The following is a 20,179-nucleotide window of genomic DNA, read 5'->3' on the forward strand; positions in this document are numbered from 1 at the left end:
GTCACCACACCTGAAAGCATGGCATTATTTAYYGCGACAGAAGTAGCGTATAAAGGATCGTTCGTCGCGGCGCCAAGTGACAAGTTAATGACGTCCATGCCATCTGTAATCGCTTGATCGATTCCAGCAAGGACTCCTTCCGTGGATCCTCCACCCCAAACTCCCAATACTCGATAAGCATATAAATCTACTTCCGGTGCTACCCCTTTCACAGCATAATCCACATCATTTTTCTGTTGGGCTGCAATCGTCCCTGCAACATGCGTTCCATGATTCGTGTAATACACATAACCAGGTTCTACTGGCTTGCCAGCATTTTCCCAATCCTTATAGGTCGTTTCCATCGGATCTGCATCATTATCTACGAAATCATATCCACCTTTAAACACATCTTTTAAGTCTGGGTGATTGTAGTCAATTCCTGTATCAATTACACCGACTTTAATGCCTTTACCCTTAATATTCTCAGCATGCAGCTTGTCCACACCAATTTGCGGAATACTATCTGCCATTTTTGGTTCAATGGCTACTTGCGTATCTGCCTGTGGATTCACTTTTACATCGTAATCTTTAAAGACATGTTTAACTACGCCGGATTGCAGCAAATCTTGTACAGCTGTACCAGGCAACGTCATCGCTACACCGTTGATGGCCTTTTTATATTCTCTTGTAATGGTTACGTCTTCCGCTTTGTATGCGGTTGAGTTCTTTTGCACTTTTAATGATTGCACATGCTCTTTAAAAGTTTTGTGAGATTGTTCCACTTTTTCRTTTGCAGMAGAAGAAGATAGTTTTTTTCCTTTCGCYGCTTGTTTCATCACTTCAATTTTCGCCGGCGCCTGTTCAAATTCGACGATGACTTTGACTAATTCCGGACTATTTGCATCAATATCCGGTGAAATGGTAAAGGTTGTATTTGTTTCTAATTGCTCTAATGCCTTTCTTTGTTCCGTAGTCAGGTTCTTTAGAATTTCTTCCGCATGATCAACCGATTTCAGCTCAAACGGGCTTTTCGCCAATACGTTATATGGAGCACCTTGAGATAATAACATGCCAACAGCTAGCGTTCCTGTAAGAATCTTACTGATTTTTTCCCTCTTCATACCGCATCCCCTTGTCCTTWTGTAATTGTTTTTTTCTCTCTTAACTTATATTTTTTACAACCAAGTCTTTTAAAGAAGAATCCATGAAACTAGTTAACTCGATTCTGTCTTTTATCATCCCATATTTCCACTTTTCTGAAAATTAAACATAGGATGTAAATGTTGCTGTTATTGGTTCTATACCAGTATAAAACAAAAGCACTACTCCACGACTTTTTATTTAATCATTCATCTTTTGCGTATAAAAATGGCACCATGCATCGGGCATGAAAAACCCCAAGTGAATCATTCTCACTTGGGTCGCAATCGGTTTATTGTTGGAGGACCGTTACTTGTTTAGGCGTTGTTGTTACTTTAAAACCGTCTTTTGTCACGACATCAACTGATATAGAATACGTTCCATTTTGAAGGTCCGTATTAGGTACCCATTGTGTTTTCAGTGAATGTTCATTTTCTACTTTAAACGAATCGACTATCTTTCCACTTGCATCTTTAACATTAATCGTCCAGTCTACTCTGGCAAAAGCCCAGGCATTAATTTTTGCAGGTTTGCTTTTGTTAATATCTGCAGTCGGAGTTATATTGATCGTTTGAACGGCCATAGTATGTTTAATATAGCTCGGATCTCCCCAAACTTTGTAGGATTGATTTCCTGCATAATCAATGGCAAGAATAATAATACTTTGTGGTTCTGTATTTGAGAGTATAGATTTTACTCCAACTGCTGGTGAATAAAAATTCCCATTAACCCAAAGAAGTGCCGAATTAAAGTCAGTGGCATTATCTTGCGCATCAAAGGAAACTTCATATTTTCCGTTCTTTGGTGTTACTTGAATATTTGAAACGGTCGGAGCGATGGAATCTACCGTCATTGGCATTTTAACAATCTGTGGTTTTGCGTTTTCATATTCTAATGTTGATTTGATAACATATTGGTATATACCGTCTGGTACAAATTGACCGGAAGTGTCCTTCATATCCCATTTATATCCGCCATACATTATATCCCCGTATGACATAATATTTTTTCTGAATTTCCATGGTGTTCCAGTGTATTCACTAAAATCACCTAATTTTTTTATGAGATTTCCAGATTGATCTTCAACATACATTTCAACTTTTTCTAAATTACGTAATGCTTGGAATGACGGAAAGATTCCATCATTAATATAGTTTGGTGAGAAGGCAATATGGTTAAGAGAGAATGTATCAGAATACGGGTTATATCCTAATGGATATCTTTCTGCACTTTCATCCCAAAGTGCCGTATATCCCACAAATGCATCTTTCTCCCATGCAGGTGCATCGATATTTACTGGTTCATCCCATTCTCCATAGAAGCCCATATAAGGGACAGTTAAAGGCACTGCTTTATCTTGGTCCTTGGCTACTGGAACTAGACGAACAAATCCTTCTACAAAACTATTTTTCTTTAAGGAATCTGGTAACGTCACATTAACAGTAAGCATTTTTGTTTGTCCTGGTTTGATTTTTATTAATGCTCCTGTTTTATCTGTTACTGTATGATCATTTACAGTGACAGTCGCACCATTAACACGTTCACTAGTTAATGTTAAATACTCTTTTGAATCCAATTGCCCATCACTATCTAAATCGAATTCCTTCATTTCAGTCTTATCTTTCAATAGATCTACATAAACATTGTATTCAATATTATCACTATTTTTACCCTTAGGAGTGTCGAATGCTTCCATGTTTAATTTAAAGCTTGTATTTTGACCGATTTCCTTTAATGCAACCGCTCCTGCTTGTTCTAAAGGCGTGTTTCTACTTGTCACAATGACCGGTGTATTAATGGCATTTTGAATTTTCATTATCCCAGACCCTTGTACACGTGGTGAATATGGAACTACTCCATTTGTCCTTGGATCCTTGGCAATATTAGCTGTATTCATTAAAGCAAGTTTTGCTTTTAAAACTGTATCTTCTGACTGGGTTAATCCTTTTTGATAAAGGGCCTGCAATAACAATGCTGAGCCGCCTGCAACATGAGGAGTTGCCATCGATGTACCGCTCATCACTTCATAATCATTTCCTGGTATAGTTGAGTAAATATTTCCACCAGGAGCAGAAATCTCTGGTTTAAAATCTAATGTACTTGGAGATCCAAAGGATGAAAAAGAGGACATCGTGTCTTTCGCTGGATTCTCTACCCAAGTATCGCCTGCAAATTTCATGCTTAAATATTGACCACTTGGCAGACTATTCATTTTACTCAGTAATACTTCACCTACAGCTTTACTTGTTGACGCCGTTGGTGCTGCAGTTGGCGATAATGGTAGAGTAGAATAATCTGGCAAAGCAGTAGGTGGTATCATAATAATCGCTTTTGCTCCCGCTCTCTTAGCTTCCCACTGAATGGATGAAACAGTACTATATACATTTAATAGTTTAACTACTGCAATGTAGTCAGTTTTGCCTTTAGGATAATCTGATGCACTCTTTCCTTCCCCAACATATACCAAATCATAAGGTACATCTGGTGAAAGAACCTTAGAGACTTTAAAATTATACGATGTTGGAAATTGCGTTTGATCTTTGAACGGCACCGAAAAACCACTTGGATCTGCTAATGCATTTACATGGAGTTTAGTATTTTCATAGGAAGCAACCGATAATGCATATGGACTTACACCTGGCGCACCAACTGTTCCAATATCTGGATTTTCTGCATAGGGTCTTAATGAAGAGAGAATAATATTATTCTTTGTACTATAGGCTGTATTACCGGCTGCCACTACAACAAGGGTGCCTTGTTCTGTCGCAACTCGGATTGATTTTTGGATCGGATCAAAATCTTCATCTACATAGCCTGCATCAACACCTAAACTCATGTTGATTACATCTGCACTCATTGTGACTGCATGCTCAATTCCTGCGATAATATCATCCTCATAGGCTCCACCGCCATTATCAGAAAATACCTTCTCAGCTAATAGTTGAACACCTGGTGCAACTCCAGCGACAGCACCCTTCGTTTCGTCGCCATTTGCTCCAATTGTACCGGCCACGTGTGTACCATGCGGACTGCCTTTTGTTCCCGGAATGACATTGGTATCATTGTCTGCCCAATCATATCCTGTTGGAACTTTTTCGGAATACCAAATTTCGTTTACGTCTGTCTCAGCAAATTTTTGATTAATTTTATCTTGAGTCCATTTTTCTTTCGCTTTGGCTGTGTCAGATAGTTTCATATCTTTGTGCGTATAATCAATCCCGGAATCTACGACCGCTACTACTAATCCTTCACCTTTATAACCATATTGTTCCCATACTTTTTGAGCTTGTACTAATTCTTTACTTGCTGCCATACTTTCCTGAAAAATTCTAGCAATATGGACATTCGTAACCCCTGGAATAGACTGGATATCTTTTATATTTTGAAACTCTGTTTCTACACTGAATCCGTTAAAGCCTTCGAAAAAACGATGCTTCACTTTAATAGGAGCATTTGATTTAGAATTTTTTTCTTTTGAGATTTGTTCGATTACTTTATCTTGTTTTTGTTTATATAAAGCTTTTTTGCTTTTGGCTGTTTGCTCAATTTCAGTTGGTTGTTCAACTTCTACGATTAAGCGAACAGTTTCATTCGGTTTATATGCTGTAGCCAAACCTTCTTTTTTAACGTCTTTATATAGTGAATCTTCTTGACCTGTTTCGATCTTATCCTTATCAAAAAATAAATTTCCTCCTTGTTCCTCAATTTCTTCAACCATTTGCGACTTAGCTTGCGTAACATCACCTTCTGCAGAAACTGTAAGTGATGAAAATAATAAGGAAGTCATCGCTGCTGTGGTCATGACTTTCCATGCCTTCATTTTTCTTTTTTTCATGAACCTATCTCCTTTTCCTAATAAAATAATAAATAGATGAAACTAGTAAACTTCAAATCTATCTTTATTATTTCACTTTTTCACTTTTCTGAAAATTAACCAAAAGGTATAATTGCTACAGCTTTTGGGTCTATTCCAACATAAAACAAAAGAACTATCCACACCTTGTCTAGGCGCAGGATAGTTCTTTAAGAAAAAGGAACAAGTTGATTTTGAACGGCATAAATGACTGCTTGTGTACGGCTTTTCACATTCAGCTTTTTGAAAATCTTATTGATGTGAATTTTAACTGTCTTGTCACTGATAAATAGGACTTCAGCAATTTCTTTATTGCTAAGACCTTTGACCAATTCAAACAGTACTTCTTTTTCACGGTCTGATAGCACATTTTCGTTACGTTCTGAATTTTTTTGATGATACGTTATCAACTTTTGGGTCATGCGAGGATGAATAACCGAATCCCCTTGTGATACCTTTCGAATAGCTTCTACCACTTGTTCAGATGACGAATCCTTCAATAAATAGCCATCTGCACCCGCCCGAAGTGCTTCCATTAAGTATTCATCATGTTCAAACATCGTTAATATAAGAACGCGGCAATTCGGATACTGACTTTTCACGAGGGACGTGACCTCAATGCCATTTTTTCCAGGGAGATTGATGTCCATCAATATAAAATCAGGTCTATACTCCTCTACTTTCTTCAATACCTCCTCCCCGGAAACGGCTTCTCCTACGACTCGGATATCGGATTCGAGATCCAATATGCTCCGAAGTCCATCACGCAAGACAGCATGATCATCCACTAGTAATATTTGAATCATGATACTCATCCCCTATTTCTGAATCTGGAATTGACAATGTAATTTCTGTACCTTTTCCTACTGAACTATCAATCTGAAGGGTAGCTCCCAGCTGTTCAGCTTGTTCATTTATATACAAAATGCCATAATGAGGCTCATGTTTCGATTTAATCATGGCTTCAAAAAGGGAAAAGCCAACCCCGTTGTCCTTCACCTTTAAAAGTGTATGTTCACGTTGATAGCTTAGGAGAATGTCAACCTTGTCCGCTTTTGCATGTTTTACAATGTTCTGCAAGCATTCCTGTAAAGTATCAAAAATAACTCGTTCTTTTGAAAAACTGAGTGTACGAGAACGGCCTCTTTCATGATAAGTAATGGCCAGATCATATTCTTTTTTTATAGATTCAATTTTATTAGCAATTGCTTGTTTTAGTCCTAGCCTTTGGGTAGGATATGGCTTTAAAGCATAGATAGAATACCGAACTTCACTTAAACTATTCCGTAATTTTTTTATGCTTTTGTCTACCACTTGCTGCATGTTTCCTGATTGATCTTCGGATTTCTTCTGAGCTGATTCCAGCTGAAATATGACCCCAGCTAAAACTTGTGCAATTCCATCGTGGATTTCACGGGCTAGTCGATTTCTTTCTTCCAAAATAACTCGCTTTTCCTGTTCGGAGACGAGCGACCGTGTTTTAAGCAAGCTACCCAAATGATTGGCAAACGTAGCTAAAGACTGTATATCTTCGGTAATAAAACTCGCCCCCCTGCTTTTGCCTGCAACAAACATTCCAACCAACTCATTATTGACTTTAAGAGGTAAGTAGACGAGGGAGCGTATGACATCTTCAAATACTTCATCTCCTGGAGCCATACCCGTTTTCCAATCAGTAACAACAAAGGTTTTGGCTATCTCCTCAAAATTCGGATGCAGATCAAACGAACTTGAAATATTGGAATGTRCTTTTCCATCCATTAACAGAATCTGCCAGTTCCCTTCATCTTTTGCCCATAAAGCATATGCTTGTATTCCCAAGAATCCTTTAAGTGATTGTTTCATCTGATGTAAGTTTCCGGCAGATAGCCCCTGACTCAACTCCGTCGTAATAGAAAAAAGTTTATATAATCGTTCTTTTTCAATCCGTATTTGCCGGGAGAAAGAACTAATGATGCAAATGGCTACAAGCGGGAAAAAGAAGAACAGAACAGTAATTCCATCCATCTCTCCGCGATATCGATGTTCTAAGATATATATAAGAAAGGCGTAGAATAAACAAAAACTTGCACTCAAAAATACTAACATATTTTTCTTGTGCCATTGTTCTCGCGTGTATGGCTGAGGAAGAAGCACCATTAAAAGATCGAAAAAAAGGGTGTTGATAGAGCAAAAGAATACGGTAAATAAAAGCAAGCTTATTAATTCTTCATATAAAACAGGCAGGTTCATCTCCGTAATAAAAAAAGAAATACATTGTTTGGACAACCATTCTGCTAGAATGATACTTAAAGCAAATTGAGTAGTATTAAATAGTGTTCTTTGCATGGGTAAACGGCGAATGGACTGGGTAAATACCATTACACACACACAAGCAATGACAGTTATATGTATCCCAAACTCCCAAATCATTGGGTAAATGAGCGTAAGGCTGAGCGTGATTCCTCCTCTCCCAATGCGGATAGGAAAATACTCAATAATCCCCATAAACACCGCTAACAGCAAAAGGATTATTAATTCAGAAGGCATTTCACTTTTAAATAGGGAACTTATAACAGCAATCATACCAAGAAAAGAAATAGAATAAAGATAAAAACTTACTATTTTTTCTCTCATAGAAATAGAGTCTATCTTTTTCAAAACGATCCCTTCCTTTATCTCAAAGAAATATAAGATTACTATTATTATGCATCAAAAAACCGGCACTGGCAAAATGAAGAAATTCCCCACTAGTCAATCACCGGCTGTGCTCCAAGACACAGTACTAGTATAAAGCTTAAATCTTCATTTGCCTGTTCATCAAATGTTATAATTTTAACCGCACTTTTTCACTAGACACTATAGTACAAAAGATATATGTTGATTCCCGTCATATGCCATCAAGAGTTCTGGATCTGTTCTACTTTTGTCTATTTCAGCGAAAAATCCATACTTTTGAATTTCTTTTCTTACTTTCTCTAAATACTCGGGTTCAACGATTCTAAAGTGCCCCATCCTGGTAACTACTCTGGCCATGGGACAATATTTATCATGAATCCGTCTAATCCCAATTCGGCTGGGTTCCTTGTGATAACGTTACTCCTTTTTTATAATATTCGTTTTTCGTTTCTTTAGGAACCATACTTCCACCGGTAGCCCACATGATATGTGTAGCATTTTTCATTTTATCTGTTAAGTTATGATTTTGTATGTATTCTTTTCCTTCTTTTTCAGTCCATAACTTTACCGGCCCTATTACACCGGCTAATGCGGAAGGCTCCAGGTGAATATTTTCTGTATCGACCAATGCGCTTAATAGTTTAAATAATTCATTATCGCTTACCGTATAACTTCCGCTTAATAAAGGCTCCATGGTTTGACCAACGAATCCTGATGGTCTTCCTACCGCAAGGCCGTCTGCTGATGTGATGTTGTCAATTCCAAAATCTTGTACAGAGATTTTATCATGCAGACCTGTTACTAGCCCAAGTAACATACATGGAGAATGTGTAGGCTCTGCAAAGAAGCAATGTACTCGATGTTGATACATTAGTTTTAAACCAAAAGCCACTCCTCCCGGCCCACCGCCCACTCCGCATGGAAGGTAAACAAATAGTGGATGGTTTTCATCTACAGTTACATTTAAATCTTCTAATTGTTTTTTTAGTCTAATTGCTGCCACTGCATATCCTAAAAACAAATCGCGAGAGTTCTCGTCATCAATGAAGTGGCAATTCGGATCACTATCAGCCTGTTTGCGCCCCTCTTCGACCGCTTTGCTGTAATCTTCCTTATATTCAATCACCGTTACTCCTTTGCTTTTAAGGAGATCTTTCTTCCATTTCTTTGCATCCGCAGACATATGGACCGATACTTTAAAACCTAATTTGGCACTCATTATGCCTATACTTAACCCTAAATTGCCTGTAGATCCGACGGCAATGGAGTAATCGGAAAAGAAGTTTCTAAATTTATCGCTATCAAGGATCGAATAATCATCCTCTACTGATAATAAACCATGTTGAATCGCCAACGTTTCTGCGTGTTTCAACACTTCGTAAATGCCGCCGCGTGCTTTAATGGAACCTGAAATGGGAAGGTGGCTGTCACATTTCAACAAAAATGTCCCTTCTAATGGATGCTCATAGGTGTGTGATAACTGTTCATGCATCGCCGGGATGGGTACAATCGGAGATTCAATGATTCCGTTTAGGTTTCTTGTTTCAGGAAAAACCTTAGCAATGTAAGGAGCAAAACGCTTGAGCCTTTCCTCAGCATCTTTTACATCTTTATCATTAAGTGGAAGTTTCTTACCCTCTGTTTGAAATGGTTCATATTTAGGATTTGACCAAAACACTTCCTTTGTAGCAACTAACTCGTTTATTAAAGGATATTCTTTTATCCAATCTTGAATAGTTTTCATCTCTCTTCTCCTCCTAAGGTTCGTACCTTTTTCTGCATCTAGCTTATTGCCGTTTAAAACCCTGATATTAATGTCCAGAAGTCATTTTAATACCTACAGCTCCTGTAATTATACACATAATCAATAGGGTTAATCTTAAACTTCTAGGTTCATTAAAGAATATCATTCCTGCTAAAACACTTCCAACAGTGCCGATAGCGGTCCATATTGCATAGGCAGTACCCACTGGAAGAGAAGTTAATGACAAAGAAAGAAAATAAAAGCTTAAACTCCCAAAAAAAAGACACGCTACAGAGGGGAGAAATTTTTTAAACCCGTCTGCAAGTTTCAAGCTTATTACACTACCAATCTCGGCAAATCCAGCAATAAGAAGAAAAACCCAAGCCATCGAATCATCCCCTAACCTTATATAAATCATTTCATTTTCTTTAATGTTCAGGTTGTGCTGGACCAATTTTTATTCCAATTATCCCTACTATCATTAAAGCCACAAAAAATACTTTCAATAGATTAATGGTCTCTCCAAAAAAAAGCATCCCAGTTACTACAGTTCCCACCGTTCCCAATCCAGTAAAAATGGCGTAACCAGTTCCTAAGGGAATTGAGTGTAAAGCTTTTGAAAGCAAAAAGAAACTAAAGATTATGATAATTATCGTTACTATACTAGGTATAATTTCGGTGAATCCGTGTGAATATTTAAGACCTATCACCCAGACAATTTCCAAAATCCCTGCCATTATGATATATATCCATGCCATTTTGTCGCTCTCTCCTTTGGCATTGACACTTATTTTTGAATCACGAAGTTCTCCATATATCGATAAATCGCATAAGCTACCCCATCCTCGTCATTTTTAAGGGTTGTCGTTGTACAAACAGTTTTTATGTCATCTTTCGCATTTCCCATCGCTACGCTGTATCCAACTTTCTGAAACATGGATAAATCATTGTTGCTATCCCCGATTGCCATAGACTGATCTAAGGAGCCATTCATCAAGATAGCCAATTTTTCGAGAGCCATTCCTTTTGAAGCTCTTTTACTTGTAATTTCAATGTTATGATCAGCAGATGAAACAACCATCAACTCATCAAACTTTTTGAATTGGTTCCATGCATCCTCTAACTTCTTTTTATCAAAAGAACATGCTAAAATGTTATAGAATTCTTCCTCCTGTTTTAAGATATCATGATAGTTTTCAACTAAAACATATCCAAACTGGTCAAATTGCCTTTCCGCTACTTCAACTAATTCTTTCATATCTGTATTCAACTCTGCGCTTTTCAAACTATTAATCTCATTCTGGAAATGTTCTCTTCCCTTTTTAAGAGTATAAATAGCTTTATCAGTAAACACTTCGTAATAATAATTCCGTTCATCTAACCACTGGAGAATAGATTGGACACAATCTTTTGTTATCGTAACAGATGAAATGCACTTTCCGCTTTTCGAATGAATAGTTGCGCCATTTGTCCCGATTACAAAGGGGGAAATCCCGGCTTTTTCACAAATTGTTTGAACGTCAAAATAAGCCCGCCCTGTTGAAATAACTACTTCAAAGCCTCTATCTTGGGCATATTGAATTGCCTTTATATTTTCTTCACTAATTTCATTCTTGTCGTTTAATAATGTTCCGTCTAAATCTATCGCAATGAAACTCATGGATATATAGCTCCTTTTCTCATTTTAGCTATTAAATTATCTTTCTAGCTTTTTTACCTACTATCAATAAAAATCTAATCAAAAAAGAGAGAGAACTCGCTCTTCCATCTCGATATGTCCTTTTATAGATTGACTATGCTAGATTCCAATTGATTTCCTCTAATTTCGAATGATTTCTCCATTCCTCTGGAAATGGTTGCTCGCTGACAATCATATCGACTTTTTCTAGAGGACAAACTTTACAAAATGTTTCAACACCAATTTTAGAGTAATCCGTTAGCAATATAACTTGCTTTGATACCTCGACCATCTTGCGTGAAACTAATGTTTCATGTAAATGATAATTACTAACTCCACTTTGAATGGAAACACCACCAGCTGAAATGAACGCTTTATCAATATTAAATTGATTTAACATTTGTTCTGTGAGACTGCCGCTTATAGATTGATGCTTTGGATCAATTTGTCCTCCTAATAATAGAATTTGTCCTGTAAACTTATTTTGATTGAGCTTTTCGGTTAACACAGACGACACAGGAAGAGAATTGGTTAAAATCGTAATATCTTTTTTATTTTCAATACACTTCGAAAATTCAAGCATGGTTGTCCCTACATCGATGGCAATCACATCTCCGTTAGAAATGAGTTCTACTGCTTTTTTTCCAACCTTGACTTTCGCTTCTTGATTCACTGTTGTACGCTGTGTAAATGGAGGCTCCTCAAATTCAAAGACTGTTTTAATCGCTCCACCGTAAACCCTTTTTAAAAGTCTTTTTTCCTCTAATATCATCAAATCGCGTCTAATCGTTTCCTCTGAAACATCAAACTGATCAACTAATTCCATCACTTTTACTTTTCCCATTATGTTAAGCTCTTTTAAAATTTCATTCTTTCTTTCTTCTGGAAAAACAGACATATTTCTTCCCCCGTGATCATTAATAATTTAAAAAATAATGCATTCTTTCTTCGGTACAAGAATATGAACGTGTGCTCCTTGCTCAAACATATTCCCTCGGTGGTGAAGATAGTCTACAAGGAAAGCGGACTCATCTGTTTCTACTTCGTATCTCAAAACATTCCCTATCATGGAAACATCTTTAATAGACCCTTTAATTACCCAGTTCTCTTGTAAATCCAAGCTTTCCTCACCAACAGAAACTAATTGTAAAACTTCAGGACGAATCGCGACTTCATTCCCTTTTATTTCTATGCTGCGAACAAGTTTACGGAAAACTTCCAAATTACAAACATTGTAATTTCCGATGAATTTTGCAACAAATGTATTGACTGGAGAAGTATAAATTTCTGATGGAGAACCAGATTGTACAACTTGTCCTTTATTCATGACAAAAATTCGATCAGACATCGTCATTGCTTCTTCCTGATCATGAGTAACAAAAATAGTTGTAATATCTAATTCTTTCTGTATTCTCTTTAATTCTTTTTGCAAACTTTTTCTAATTTTCGCATCCAATGCACTTAACGGCTCATCCAAAAGCAGTACTTTCGGCTCCATGACAAGCGCACGGGCAAGAGCAACCCTCTGCTGTTGCCCGCCAGATAACTGATGAGGATAAGACTCTTCTTTTCCTATTAAATCAACCATATCAATCATCTTTTTCACTCTTGATTTAATATTTTTTGCCTTTTTCATTTTAAGGCCGTACGCGATATTGTCAAAAACGCTCATATTCGGGAAAAGCGCATAAGACTGAAATACCATACCGACTTCACGCTGACGCGGTGATAAATTAGTAATATCTTTYCCATCAATTGAGATTATTCCTAAATCTACGTCTTCAAGCCCCGCAATGGAACGTAATAATGTACTTTTTCCGCATCCGCTTTGCCCAAGAAGTGTAGCAAATTCTCCTTTTTTTAATTTTAAAGAAATGTCATTTAAAACGACTTGATTCTCATACCCCTTAGTCACTTGATCAATGGTTACATAGCTCATTATTTTTCACCTTCTAAAGTAGTATTTTTATGAAATGAAAGAATTCGCTTCTTATTTGACACGACAGTTTTTTTTTCGTTTCTAAACGTAAGTTTTAATACAGTCCCCGTTAAAAGCAAAATCATTGAATAATAAGTAATAACAATTGCACTTGTTAAGTGACCACTGCTATTTAGTTTGTCGGCAAGATAAATTTGAAGAGTTTCAAATCGGCCCCCGACAAGCAAATTGGCAAAAGCAAACTCACTAAATAAAAGAGCGACTGATAATAAGGTAGAAACTAAAATACCAGATATAATATTTGGAAACACCACCGTGCGAAACGCCTGGAATTTTGTAGCACCGAGTAGTTCAGCTGCATCAACAAGTTGCACAGCATTAAGCGTACCAAGACTGTTACGAATACCTTGATACATAAATGGCAGAATCGTTATGAAATAAGCACCGATTAAAATCCAAGGTGTTCCGGCAATTTGAATCGGTCCATCTGAATATATCTTGATTAATCCAACAGCTCCAACAATGGGTGGAATTCCGTAAGGAAGCATAGCTGCTGCTTGAAGTAATCCTTCCCATTTACTGAAATATATCGTGATGATAAAGATAGTCGGAAGCATAATAACAACACTAAGACCTACAGACATGACAATTAAAAACAGCGTTCGTCCAAAAGCATCATAAAACCGTTCATCTTGAAATAATTCAATATACCATTGCATTGTATAACTCTCAGGTAAAATGGTATGATCCCATTTACCGGCAATCGAGAATAAAAATGTTCCTACAAGAGGAATTAATAAATAGATAACTAATAACCCAACAATCACTTTATGAAAAGTCAATGAATATTTCATCGTAAATCCCTCCTAATGCGACGCATCATTCGTCCATTAAACCACATCGCCCCTATCATAGTCGCCGCTAGAAGAACTCCCAACGCACTACCTAACTGTGGCTTTAGTGCAACGTCACTAGCAACTAGAGAGGCAATTTGCAATGACAATAAGTTATAGTTGCTGCCGACTAATGCATAGGCTGTCGCGTAAGCTCCCATCGCATTAGCAAACAAAATACTGAATGTACCTACAATACTAGGTAAAAGAACTGGAATCCCAATGTGACGCCAAAATGATACTGTTGACCCTCCTAATAATGAAGAGGCTTCTTTCCATTGTTGCTTAATTCCTTGATAAGACGGGTAGATGAGCATAACAGCAAGCGGAATTTGAAAATAAACATAAACAAGAATGAGGCCTGTCCATGAATATAAATTAAAATCCGCAAATACATCCCAACCAATCTTAGAAAAAAGCAACGTAAACAACCCATTGTTTCCAAGTAAAATAATATATGAAAATGAAAGGGGAATCCCCTCAAAGTTCGAAGTCATATTGGTAATCGTTAGTAAACGATTTTGTATTTTTTGTGAGAATTTTGTAAACGAATAGGCTGCAATGACTGCTATAATCACAGAAGTTACAGCAGAAAATAAGGAAATGACAAGGCTATTTTGAATGGCTTGTAAGTAAAATTTACTTTTAAATATAGTAATATATTGATTAATCGTAACTTGAATTCCATCGTCTGCATAAAAACTATTTTTAATCATTGCTACTAATGGTCCTATTTCAAATGCAATCACAAACATAATAAATGGCAATAAAAGAGCTAATAAGTAAATTTTTTGTTTTTTTATTTTTCGCAAGACTTCTCGCTCCTCTATGTTCTCTATCAATTTGGGAATTGGTCTAACAATACGTTCGTTAAACCAATTCCAATCCACCTACATTCTTCATTTTAATGTTGACTCGTGCATCTTTTTTAAAGGGTAATTTTTCCTTTCAAACCTGGCAATTGATATGAAATCATTTTATTGGATGGCTCAATATTTAAAAGTTCACAAACGAGCGGTGCAAAAGCTAATTGCGGAACCACTTCACTGTAAACGCCAGGCTTAACTTTTGGACTCATGATAAAGAGCGGTACATCTCGCTCACCATCAGTTATGCCGCCATGGTTACCATATTCACTCATGCCATGATCAGATGTAATTAAAATGTGGTAACCTTCTTTGATCCAAATTGGCAAAAGTTGTGCCAACAAGCTTCCCATTTTTAAGATTTGTTCACGATATTCTTTCGATTCCGAACCGAAAATTTCTCCTTTTACATCTACACCGAGCGGATGAATATATAAAAAGTGTGGATCATGCTTTCTTCTCAAAGCTTCTGCATCCATTAACACATGACTGTCTGGATAGTCATCATCCCAATAAAATTTTCCATATTGAATCGGCTTAGACTCATCCTCTTGCTCACGATCTTCAATAAAATGGAATGGCGCGCGATTATAAAGTTCGCTTACCCAGTAATAAGATACCGTTCCGTTTCTTAAGCCGTTTTCTTTCGTAAGATGAAAGAGACTTTTCTCAGTAGATAAACGAACGGCTTGATTGGACGTAATTCCGTTCACTGATGCCGGTGTACCCGTTAGTAACACTTCATATAATGGACGGGAAAGACTTGGGAGTTCCGACTTTACTTTGTAAAGTGCTGCCTGATTTGTTTCAACTAGATGTTGAATAAATCCAAGAGCCTCACATGCTTTATCGTATCTCATACCATCAACAACAATTGCTATTACTTTATTTGACATGGACTAACACCTCTTCTTGCCAAAGCTGCGGTAAATTTTTTGCCGTTTCTTCCCAAGCTTTGTAATCCTCAATTGGTTTTGCATTTTTGTACTGTACTTCTGGAACCATTTTTTCGGCTACTTCTTTCGGAAGTTCTACATCGCGAATTGGACGGGCAAATCCTTTAGCTAAATTAATTTGTCCTTCATCGCTTAAGATATATTCTCTAGTTGCCATCGCCGCATGCGGATGCTTTGCATATTTGTTAATAATAGTTGCGTAGCCGCTTACGACTGAACCTTCACTTGGAATGGCTACTTCAAATTGATCACGGTCAATTTGTTCAGCGTAACCAAGAGCATTGAAATCCCAAACAAGGGCAACTTCCACTTCCCCTTTTTCGATGTTAGCCGGCTTGGCATCAGTTAAGCTAAGTCGGCCTTGCTTGGCAAGCTTAGCAAAATAGTCAATTCCTGGTTGGAGATTTGTTTCATCACCGCCGTTAGCGATAGCGGCAGCAAGAACGGCCATTTGGTTCTGTGTACCACGCTGAACATCTCCAACTGTTACTTTATAATCTCCTTTTAATATGTCATCCCAAGATTTTGGCGGGTTATCTACTAATTCTTTATTAGTAAAGAATGCAATCGTTCCTTGGTAGCCAACAACCCAATCTCCGTTGTCATCTTTTGCCCAGTCAGGTACCTCGTCCCAATAGGAAGTTTTATATGGTGTCGTTAATTCTTTTTGTTCCGCGATAGGCCCAAAGGAAATCCCTACATCGCCGATATCAGCTGTTGCATTCTCTCCTTCAGATTCCATTTTGGCAATCTCTTCGGCACTGGATAAATCTGTATCATTGTGTTCCAGTGTATATTTTTGCTTCACTTCATTCCACGTTTCTCCCCAGTTAGCCCATGAATCAGGCATACCGACACTATTAATTGTCCCCTCTTCTTTTGCCTTTGTTTCAATTTCTTTCAGGGTTAACGTACTTGGATCCTTAACAACTGGAGCAGCCTCCTTAGTAGCTCCACAAGCAGCTAATCCTAGTACACTCGCTCCTAACATCAAAACTTGAATAGACTTGTAACAATTCTTCTTGAATTTGTAATTCATAAAATTGCCTCCAATTAGTGTGGGATTTTTAATGTTTATTACTGTTTGTTACGGTTTAATCATAATCAGTCAATATTAATCCCACATTAATCCGATGTTAAGGTTATGTAAATCCGTTCTTTATTTGTCCATCTTTTATTTTCATAATGGGATCCCGGTTGCAAAACACGGAAATAAATACAATCTCAAAATTTTTGTGTTCGTATGGACAGTTGCTTTAGGTGTAACAAAAAGGACGATTTTTGTTACAGATGCAATTAAAATTCAACGATACATATGCTTGATTCAAAAAAGAGCATCCACTATTAATGGACACCCAAACTAATTTGAATATTTAACATCCACGCTCAATTGTATTCTTTAAAGACCGTCGGTTCCCATTTCCTAACATTATCATCGGCATCTATGACAACGACTCGGCTTGCGTATTCTATTTGGCATGCAAATGAGGAGCCGTGGCTATATTTGCGGTAAACCTCAAACGAATTATGACCTTAATGAAGGAATCRGAATAAGTAATACAAAGAAAAAGGCGTCATTTCGTTCGATTTCGAACGAAATGACGCCTTTTAAAGTTAAATCACACTCACAAAATTAAAAACGTACGTTTTTCAGTGGCCTCGTAAAAGGCAGCCGGTTCTTCAACTAACGCACATGTTTGTTTAAGTGATTTCATTCACAATATTTCAGTGAAAAATTGAAATTCTTATATATTACTACTTCACAACAAATGCGATAATCCCTATAATAATACACAGAATTCCACTCAAAAATTGCCCTAATCCTGAAGCTTCCCCCATTAGCAGTAAATTGAACATGTTTTTACTTTTTCGGTTTTTTCCAAATAATCCATCATCTGTTTTCATACGATAAATACCCCAAACTATTAAAACAGCCCCAAAAATAAACAATACCATAAGCATTTATGTTCCTCCGTTGTTTGTTTAATATGTGCATCTTTGTGAAATGTATTATTTGTCATCCTCATCAAAAATAAAAGTTTCTTCAATTGATAAATTAAAAGCTGAAGCTATTTTATACGCAAGTAGCACAGATGGATTATACTTTTGTTTTTCTAATGAGATGATTGTTCTAGAAGATACACTTACTTTATCAGCTAATTCTTGTTGCGTTATTCCATATTCTATTCGCAATTCTTTTACTCTATTTTTCATAAATCCTCCGAATTAAAGGACAAGATTGTAATACTTTCTAGACCCAATTTCAATAAATATTAATGATACTAAGACAACAAATAATGCAGTATTTGTTGGGATAACGACAAAATTAGTTATAAACATAAGAATAAAAATTTCGCACATCAGAATATGCAAGGAAAAGCGAGCAACTTTCCCATCAATTAAAGCATCTCTTTCGTCATACTCCTTCGATAATTCCTTTTCTAGTGATTTATTCTTACGGGATGTAATGTAAGAAATTGTTGAGTACAACAAAATTATTCCACCTAGGAATACTATGATATAGCCAAAATTAAATCTTAGTGATGTATCGAGAATTATTTGAATGATTCCCAATATAATTATCACAGTTGCGACTAGAAAACGCTGTATGAATAGATTTTTCAATCATACCTCTCCTAACCAACTTATTCTCCTGTAGTGAAGTTAACTTCACGTGAAGTTTATTTCATATTAATCTTTTTTGAAAAAAAGTCAATAGTAAATAACATACTGTGTTCCTTTCGGATAGAAGCAAAATAGACCGAATTCCCTCCTTACCGTAGGAAAATTCGGTCTATTTTTATTCCAGAAATTGTATTATTGTAAGTTTTACGTCAAAATATTGACTTTACATCAGTCCCTAGATATAGAAAACGAGTTCCGCTTTCGAATGTAAAAGTTAAATAAACAACACGGACATGTGTGACCCTTTTATAATGAAGGAAAAATAATTGAAAAACATGTTCCCTTMCCTTTTTCACTTTTTATTTCTATATCCCCGTTTAATTCTTTAATAATACCATATGCAATCATAGTGCCGAGCCCAGTCCCCTCCGCTTTTAATGAATAAAACGGCATAGCGATCCGCTTTATCTCCTTAGGAGACATTCCAATGCCTGAATCGATAATCTCAATCACAATACTATTCTTTCCCTTTTTCACATTAATTCGTAGCATCCCACCATTAGCCATGGCTTCAATCCCATTTTTTATTATGTTAATTAAACACTGTTTTATTTTATCGGCATTTGCATTTATAGAAAGTGAATCATTAATACTGCTTTTGATTTCAATATTATGTAAGCTTGCTAGCGGTGAAATGTTATTTATTACTTGATTGACAATTAGCCTAATATCTATCGAGTCTTTTATAACATTATTTTGTGGTTTTCCTAATGATATATAATCGTCAATAATGAACTGTGCCCGTTCTAACTCCTGCAGCATGACTTGTAAATACTCATCCTTATGTGTTTCCGAGATTTCATTTTTATGAAACAACTGAATAAATCCATATATAGTAGTTAGTGGATTTCGAATCTCGTGAGCAAAAGAGGCGGCCAATTCACTTATCACATAAAATTTTTCTGCCCTTTGAATTTTTTCTTTCATTTTAAACTTTTCAATCATTCCTTCAATTAAATAAATAGATAATAATCCCGTAAGGATATTGATTACTATAAAACTGCATAAAAATTGCATACGAACAGAGCCGGTCGTTCCATCTATCTTTATTTCGTTCAATATAGCAAAAACAGAAAAAGAACTAGTACAAATAAGAATTAGCAGTGTGCCAAAGAATTTTCTCCTTTTCTCTAAATCAGCTGGTCGAACAAAATAAAATATTACAATAATAGAACCGAGCAAAATAACCATAATAATAACTGATGGGAAAAAGCCGTTTCCTCCTAAGTAAAAACGGTAAGAAAGATAAACAAAGGTGACAAAAATAAAGCTTCTTAAACCGCCATATAGAAAGGCTAAAATGATAGGAATAAGCCGTAAATCATAAATATATCCCAAATGAAAACTGAAGGGGAACGTCATACAAAGAATAGTAGAAATTGATGAAAGAAAGGAAATTAATACATTATTACGCACTTTATTTCCATCCTTATCTAACCAAAATATTTGATAGCAAAAAATACAAAGGATAATAATGAATGCATTTAATAACAGTGTATGTATCCACATGCTCTACTCCCCTTCTTTCCATTAATATAAATGTCCATTAAGTATATTAAACGAAATATTATTATGATTATACATGATTTATCCAGAAGAAAAGTTTGAATATTACGAAATTTTTAATAAATTTTCTTAAAAATTTTGAAAGGAGGAAATAAATAAATAATTCCGTTATTGTTTCAAGTAATAGCAGTTGGAACAGAGAAACTTTTCACCCCCCCGCTCTTAAAAGGTACGTTGTGAGGGGGGGATTTTATGGTTGGGGATATTCCGGAAGATTAC

Annotated in this window: 19 protein-coding genes; all 19 read right to left on the reverse strand. The window is 36.3% G+C overall.

What is annotated here, in order from left to right:
- Positions 1-1,103 (reverse strand): S8 family serine peptidase (locus AC1DOS_RS09455; RefSeq protein WP_477537289.1); only part of this gene is annotated, 1,103 nt, incomplete at its 3' end.
- Positions 1,104-1,414: 311 nt separating this feature from the next.
- Positions 1,415-4,957 carry a S8 family serine peptidase gene (locus AC1DOS_RS09460; protein WP_477537290.1) on the reverse strand — a complete coding sequence of 1,181 codons (3,543 nt, stop codon included), beginning with the start codon at positions 4,955-4,957 and terminating at the stop codon, positions 1,415-1,417.
- Between the two features lie 188 nt (positions 4,958-5,145).
- Positions 5,146-5,781, reverse strand: coding sequence for a response regulator (locus AC1DOS_RS09465; protein WP_477537291.1), 636 nt, complete (start codon positions 5,779-5,781; stop codon positions 5,146-5,148).
- Complete coding sequence (locus AC1DOS_RS09470) at positions 5,756-7,615, reverse strand: GAF domain-containing sensor histidine kinase (protein WP_477537292.1); 1,860 nt, start codon at positions 7,613-7,615, stop codon at positions 5,756-5,758. Before AC1DOS_RS09470 ends, AC1DOS_RS09465 begins: the two co-directional genes overlap by 26 nt.
- Before the next feature lie 198 nt (positions 7,616-7,813).
- On the reverse strand, positions 7,814-7,969 hold the full coding sequence (locus tag AC1DOS_RS09475; RefSeq protein WP_477537293.1) for a hypothetical protein: 156 nt from the start codon (positions 7,967-7,969) through the stop codon (positions 7,814-7,816).
- Between the two features lie 46 nt (positions 7,970-8,015).
- Complete coding sequence (locus AC1DOS_RS09480; RefSeq protein ID WP_477537294.1) at positions 8,016-9,377, reverse strand: D-serine ammonia-lyase; 1,362 nt, start codon at positions 9,375-9,377, stop codon at positions 8,016-8,018.
- A gap of 67 nt (positions 9,378-9,444) precedes the next feature.
- Positions 9,445-9,765, reverse strand: a complete 321-nt coding sequence (locus AC1DOS_RS09485; protein ID WP_477537295.1) for a DMT family transporter — start codon at positions 9,763-9,765, stop codon at positions 9,445-9,447.
- Between the two features lie 40 nt (positions 9,766-9,805).
- A complete protein-coding gene (locus AC1DOS_RS09490; protein WP_477537296.1) occupies positions 9,806-10,135 on the reverse strand; it encodes a DMT family transporter in 330 nt (109 codons plus the stop codon).
- Positions 10,136-10,164: 29 nt separating this feature from the next.
- Complete coding sequence (locus tag AC1DOS_RS09495; RefSeq protein ID WP_477537297.1) at positions 10,165-11,037, reverse strand: Cof-type HAD-IIB family hydrolase; 873 nt, start codon at positions 11,035-11,037, stop codon at positions 10,165-10,167.
- Positions 11,038-11,170: 133 nt separating this feature from the next.
- Positions 11,171-11,953: a DeoR/GlpR family DNA-binding transcription regulator gene (locus AC1DOS_RS09500; RefSeq protein WP_477537298.1), complete on the reverse strand. Its 783-nt coding sequence runs from the start codon at positions 11,951-11,953 to the stop codon at positions 11,171-11,173.
- Between the two features lie 27 nt (positions 11,954-11,980).
- Positions 11,981-12,994, reverse strand: a complete 1,014-nt coding sequence (locus tag AC1DOS_RS09505) for an ABC transporter ATP-binding protein (RefSeq protein ID WP_477537299.1) — start codon at positions 12,992-12,994, stop codon at positions 11,981-11,983.
- Complete coding sequence (locus tag AC1DOS_RS09510; RefSeq protein WP_477537300.1) at positions 12,994-13,848, reverse strand: ABC transporter permease; 855 nt, start codon at positions 13,846-13,848, stop codon at positions 12,994-12,996. Before AC1DOS_RS09510 ends, AC1DOS_RS09505 begins: the two co-directional genes overlap by 1 nt.
- On the reverse strand, positions 13,845-14,699 hold the full coding sequence (locus AC1DOS_RS09515) for an ABC transporter permease (RefSeq protein ID WP_477537301.1): 855 nt from the start codon (positions 14,697-14,699) through the stop codon (positions 13,845-13,847). The genes AC1DOS_RS09510 and AC1DOS_RS09515 overlap by 4 nt, the downstream gene beginning before the upstream one ends.
- Positions 14,700-14,815: 116 nt before the next feature.
- Complete coding sequence (locus AC1DOS_RS09520; protein WP_477537302.1) at positions 14,816-15,649, reverse strand: alkaline phosphatase family protein; 834 nt, start codon at positions 15,647-15,649, stop codon at positions 14,816-14,818.
- Positions 15,639-16,748, reverse strand: a complete 1,110-nt coding sequence (locus tag AC1DOS_RS09525; RefSeq protein ID WP_477537303.1) for an ABC transporter substrate-binding protein — start codon at positions 16,746-16,748, stop codon at positions 15,639-15,641. Before AC1DOS_RS09525 ends, AC1DOS_RS09520 begins: the two co-directional genes overlap by 11 nt.
- A 716-nt stretch (positions 16,749-17,464) precedes the next feature.
- Positions 17,465-17,671 (reverse strand): hypothetical protein, encoded by a 207-nt coding sequence (locus AC1DOS_RS09530; RefSeq protein ID WP_477537304.1) that lies wholly within the window; start codon positions 17,669-17,671, stop codon positions 17,465-17,467.
- Positions 17,672-17,719: 48 nt separating this feature from the next.
- On the reverse strand, positions 17,720-17,923 hold the full coding sequence (locus tag AC1DOS_RS09535; RefSeq protein ID WP_477537305.1) for a helix-turn-helix transcriptional regulator: 204 nt from the start codon (positions 17,921-17,923) through the stop codon (positions 17,720-17,722).
- Between the two features lie 12 nt (positions 17,924-17,935).
- On the reverse strand, positions 17,936-18,202 hold the full coding sequence (locus AC1DOS_RS09540) for a hypothetical protein (RefSeq protein WP_477537306.1): 267 nt from the start codon (positions 18,200-18,202) through the stop codon (positions 17,936-17,938).
- A 438-nt stretch (positions 18,203-18,640) separates the two neighbouring features.
- On the reverse strand, positions 18,641-19,903 hold the full coding sequence (locus tag AC1DOS_RS09545; RefSeq protein WP_477537307.1) for an ATP-binding protein: 1,263 nt from the start codon (positions 19,901-19,903) through the stop codon (positions 18,641-18,643).
- Between the last annotated feature and the right edge of the window lie 276 nt (positions 19,904-20,179).

The sequence above is a fragment of the Paenisporosarcina sp. P5_A11 genome, assembly GCF_056400705.1.

Excerpts from the sequence above, each read along its gene's own strand:
- AC1DOS_RS09460 (WP_477537290.1), bottom strand. The coding sequence starts at position 4,957 with ATGAAAAAAAGAAAAATGAAGGCATGGAAAGTCATGACCACAGCAGCG.
- AC1DOS_RS09465 (WP_477537291.1), bottom strand. The coding sequence starts at position 5,781 with ATGATTCAAATATTACTAGTGGATGATCATGCTGTCTTGCGTGATGGA.
- AC1DOS_RS09475 (WP_477537293.1), bottom strand. The coding sequence starts at position 7,969 with ATGGGGCACTTTAGAATCGTTGAACCCGAGTATTTAGAGAAAGTAAGA.
- AC1DOS_RS09480 (WP_477537294.1), bottom strand. The coding sequence starts at position 9,377 with ATGAAAACTATTCAAGATTGGATAAAAGAATATCCTTTAATAAACGAG.
- AC1DOS_RS09485 (WP_477537295.1), bottom strand. The coding sequence starts at position 9,765 with ATGGCTTGGGTTTTTCTTCTTATTGCTGGATTTGCCGAGATTGGTAGT.
- AC1DOS_RS09490 (WP_477537296.1), bottom strand. The coding sequence starts at position 10,135 with ATGGCATGGATATATATCATAATGGCAGGGATTTTGGAAATTGTCTGG.
- AC1DOS_RS09495 (WP_477537297.1), bottom strand. The coding sequence starts at position 11,037 with ATGAGTTTCATTGCGATAGATTTAGACGGAACATTATTAAACGACAAG.
- AC1DOS_RS09500 (WP_477537298.1), bottom strand. The coding sequence starts at position 11,953 with ATGTCTGTTTTTCCAGAAGAAAGAAAGAATGAAATTTTAAAAGAGCTT.
- AC1DOS_RS09510 (WP_477537300.1), bottom strand. The coding sequence starts at position 13,848 with ATGAAATATTCATTGACTTTTCATAAAGTGATTGTTGGGTTATTAGTT.
- AC1DOS_RS09520 (WP_477537302.1), bottom strand. The coding sequence starts at position 15,649 with ATGTCAAATAAAGTAATAGCAATTGTTGTTGATGGTATGAGATACGAT.
- AC1DOS_RS09525 (WP_477537303.1), bottom strand. The coding sequence starts at position 16,748 with ATGAATTACAAATTCAAGAAGAATTGTTACAAGTCTATTCAAGTTTTG.
- AC1DOS_RS09530 (WP_477537304.1), bottom strand. The coding sequence starts at position 17,671 with ATGCTTATGGTATTGTTTATTTTTGGGGCTGTTTTAATAGTTTGGGGT.
- AC1DOS_RS09535 (WP_477537305.1), bottom strand. The coding sequence starts at position 17,923 with ATGAAAAATAGAGTAAAAGAATTGCGAATAGAATATGGAATAACGCAA.